The organism is Reinekea sp. G2M2-21, from assembly GCF_015687175.1.
In the GTDB taxonomy this organism is placed as follows: domain Bacteria; phylum Pseudomonadota; class Gammaproteobacteria; order Pseudomonadales; family Natronospirillaceae; genus Reinekea.
This window is the reverse complement of the sequence record NZ_JADPQG010000021.1, coordinates 1-3,234: the sequence shown is the minus strand read 5'-3', so window position 1 is coordinate 3,234 and position 3,234 is coordinate 1. Positions and strand designations below refer to the sequence as shown.

The following is a 3,234-nucleotide window of genomic DNA, read 5'->3' as shown; positions in this document are numbered from 1 at the left end:
AGTTTTCCGTTTACTTCGTATTTCACTTCACCGCAAAAACATTCACCGGTTAACTTCACTTAATTCTCCATGATGCATAACGCAAAGCTTAGCGGCGAGCGGGAGCGAGTCCACAGCCCACCGCGAAGCGGTGTATTTAGGGCTGTATTGCTACAGCGTTTTGTTCTGTTTATTCAACCACTTCAAATATAGAATCGATGATGATTGGCAGATTACCTCTTACCGAGGCCGCTCCAAAGACTGAGCGTGCATGGACGCCTTGCTCACCAAAGACTTCTGCCATTAAATCAGAGCAGCCATCCAAAACTTTCGGATGCTTCTCAAAATCCTCAGTAGCGTTAACAAAACCTTGAAGTTTAACAACTCTGCTAATTTTATTAAGAGAACCTAGTTCAAGCTTTAATGCAGCTAGAATATCTAGCCCGGTCTGCCTAGCAAACTGATAGCCTTCCTCGACAGTATATTCTTTTCCTATTTTCCCTTTGGGTACCTCATCAAGGCCGGCTACAGGTCCTTTACCGGACACAAAAAGCAAGTTTCCTGTCTTCACGATATTTGTATAACTACCTTGCGGATTACTTGCTTTAGGTAAAACCAGTCCTAACTCGATTACACGGCTATCAAAGTCCACTTTGTCTCCTTTGGACAGAACGCCCAGCACACCGGGTGGCAGAGCTGGCACGTAATTGCGCAGCAAATTGAGTGACAGGTTTGCCAGTCCGATGCTGCTGTTTGTTAACTTTAGGTTACTGTTCGTCAGTAATGATCTCGTATTCTGGGTGCTTAAAGTACTTCCCACTACGAAGGCCGATATCTAGGTCACCAAGGAAGTCATTAATGCTTAGGCCTTTATGATACCTAATTGAGTCATCGTGGATAAACTCAATAACCTGTCCTTCTGTTCCGGTAGGCCCCGGAGACATATCAATACAATAGTGATCCCCAGATATCATATATCCGAAAGGTATCCAATCCGGCTTCCACCATACGTCAGTTATCGCACCAGAATTTCCGTAAACTTCACGAAATTGACTGTTAGAATTATAGAGATCTAACATCATCTCATAATTAACCCGAATAGCTGAGATTGGCATAAAGTCATAACCATTCTGAAAAAATGGCTGATTCTTATCTTGCTGACCATTAGCTAACCTATACAGTGCTTTAAAATCTGAAGGTAATTCCTTCCCTATAAGGGCCTCCAAATCAGAAATTTCTGTTTCAGTAGCTGGGCCATTTAGAGATGCAGATATCTCTGGATAATGTTCAGAATAATAAGAAACAATACTTCCAAACGTATCAGCAATATCCCTTGATTCTTCGTATGTATTTATCTCAATATCACTCAAGTCAGGCTCCTTAAAATCACTACATCCCGATAACAAAATGAATAAAGTTAATACTAGTAATCTCATATGAAAGTTAACGTTCCTAAACTGCGGCGCAATGGAGCGCAGCGTAATGGAGTCCGATGCCCGCCGCGGAACGCGGTTTTTTAGCGGGCATGAACAGCTTTGGTTTGTTATGAATAGTCTGCGTCTAAGTACATTAAATAGACTTTGACTTTTTCACCTTTATTTAGGCGATAGAAATAAACCTTTTTCCTTAGCCACTTCGTAAGGAAAAGCTTATACCCTCTACCAATTTCATATGGGATATCAGCTACCATAACTTCTTTAGTGTTGCTCCAAGGCATTCCTCGACGATACCACTGATTATTATTCTCCGGGTCTCTTTTAAATCCCTGAGATTCAGGGAAATTAGCCATATCATTATTTACGAGATGAAATTCCCATTTCCAATTGAGCGGAATACGTTTCAAAAGATCCCAAACTGCAGCACTTACTACTCCTAAAATTATGACACCAATTGCTGTAGTAAGTAGGAAATCAGTCATTGCATACCTTTTGATTCATAACGCCCCCAAACAGGGGCATATTTTGCGTTTTGAGCGCAGCGAAGCAAAAATGTCTCCCACTGCTTTGGTTGGTTAGGCGTCCAAGTTCGAATGACCTACGGGACATAGATAAGCCCCACTGTAAATTGTGGCTTACCGTTCAGTTCATTTATGTGGCCCGTTAGCACTAGATCGCTAGCTCCCTCGCCCTTGATATATAGGTCAACTAAAACCTCCCAATGCTGCCCCATCCACTGCGCACATGATGTAGCCCATGTATCTTCCGGCAACTCCACCAAAAGCTCACCATAGTTTCTGACATAAGCTCGGTTTTGGGATGCAATGCTAGGATCAACTGGCGCCACTCCGGGGACTACCTGGGAAAGCTCAAAATCATCCTCCGCAAACGCCTTTACAACATCTCGAAAGATTGGCCGCCAGCTCCCTGCTATGGGATGAGCTGATTCTTCATCTTTGACGGCTCGTGGCTCAATAATCATAGGTTTTTATCGCCTAACGTTTAGCTAAGCGGCGAGGTCACGAGTCCACAGCCCGCCGCGTAGCGGTGAATTTAGGGCTGAAAGCTTCAGCTACTTGTTATTGCTTGCCAAATGCCGACGAACTCAGAAAAAGAAGATAGCTTAAAATCTACGAATTCAGGTTTTGACTTTGTATCAGCACTTACCCAGATTGTGTTCATGCCAAGATTTTTAGCCGGTTCCATATCAGCTTTTAAATTGTCACCAACGAACACTGATTCCTCTGCTTTAGCCCCTAATTTTTCGAGCGCTACATTAAAAATAAAGGGATCTGGCTTCTTAACATCCAACTCACCTGAAGTAACAATAACGTCGAAAAAGGTATCCAGACCAAGAGCTGTAATTTTATTTCGCTGAAAGAAGTTTCGACCGTTTGTAACACAAGCCATCTTCACACCTTCGTTCTTAAGGTATTCCATACACTCAAGAACCCCATAAAAGCGTTTTGAGTAGTTTTGAAAAGACTCGTCAAAATACATAAGCATTTTAGATTCGATTTCTGAATCAATACCAAATTTAACTCCGAGTGTTTTAAAAACATCAACTTTCGGCTGGATAATGCAATTTTCACTAACAAAGGCTTTGACAAATTCATCTGCATTTATACGATCATCAAGAAACTTTGAATAAATTGACCTTGCACATGCATACAGGCTTTGTTTCTTATCGTGAACGGTGTCATCTAAGTCAAATAGTGCGTACATCCAGTTTCCTTGCAATAACGTTAAGCGCTGGGGCGAGGTCACGAGTCCCAAGCCCGCCGCGTAGCGGTTTTAGGCGGGCTTATTCCAGCCGCGC

At 42.6% G+C, this 3,234-nt stretch carries 5 protein-coding genes; all 5 read right to left on the bottom strand.

What is annotated here, in order from left to right:
• Positions 1-169: 169 nt before the first annotated feature.
• Entirely contained in the window at positions 170-631 is a 462-nt protein-coding gene (locus IYN85_RS25390; RefSeq protein ID WP_196161785.1) for a RidA family protein, read from the bottom strand.
• Positions 632-746: 115 nt separating this feature from the next.
• The gene (locus IYN85_RS25385; RefSeq protein ID WP_196161784.1) at positions 747-1,349 is read right to left on the bottom strand and encodes an SMI1/KNR4 family protein; all 603 of its coding nucleotides are present in this window, start codon (positions 1,347-1,349) and stop codon (positions 747-749) included.
• A gap of 173 nt (positions 1,350-1,522) precedes the next feature.
• On the bottom strand, positions 1,523-1,897 hold the full coding sequence (locus IYN85_RS25380; protein ID WP_196161783.1) for a hypothetical protein: 375 nt from the start codon (positions 1,895-1,897) through the stop codon (positions 1,523-1,525).
• A gap of 116 nt (positions 1,898-2,013) precedes the next feature.
• Positions 2,014-2,397, bottom strand: coding sequence for a hypothetical protein (locus IYN85_RS25375; RefSeq protein ID WP_196161782.1), 384 nt, complete (start codon positions 2,395-2,397; stop codon positions 2,014-2,016).
• An 86-nt stretch (positions 2,398-2,483) separates the two neighbouring features.
• Positions 2,484-3,140, bottom strand: coding sequence for an HAD family hydrolase (locus IYN85_RS25370; RefSeq protein ID WP_196161781.1), 657 nt, complete (start codon positions 3,138-3,140; stop codon positions 2,484-2,486).
• Positions 3,141-3,234: the final 94 nt, after the last annotated feature.

Excerpts from the sequence above, each read along its gene's own strand:
- IYN85_RS25380 (WP_196161783.1), bottom strand. The coding sequence starts at position 1,897 with ATGACTGATTTCCTACTTACTACAGCAATTGGTGTCATAATTTTAGGA.
- IYN85_RS25375 (WP_196161782.1), bottom strand. The coding sequence starts at position 2,397 with ATGATTATTGAGCCACGAGCCGTCAAAGATGAAGAATCAGCTCATCCC.
- IYN85_RS25370 (WP_196161781.1), bottom strand. The coding sequence starts at position 3,140 with ATGTACGCACTATTTGACTTAGATGACACCGTTCACGATAAGAAACAA.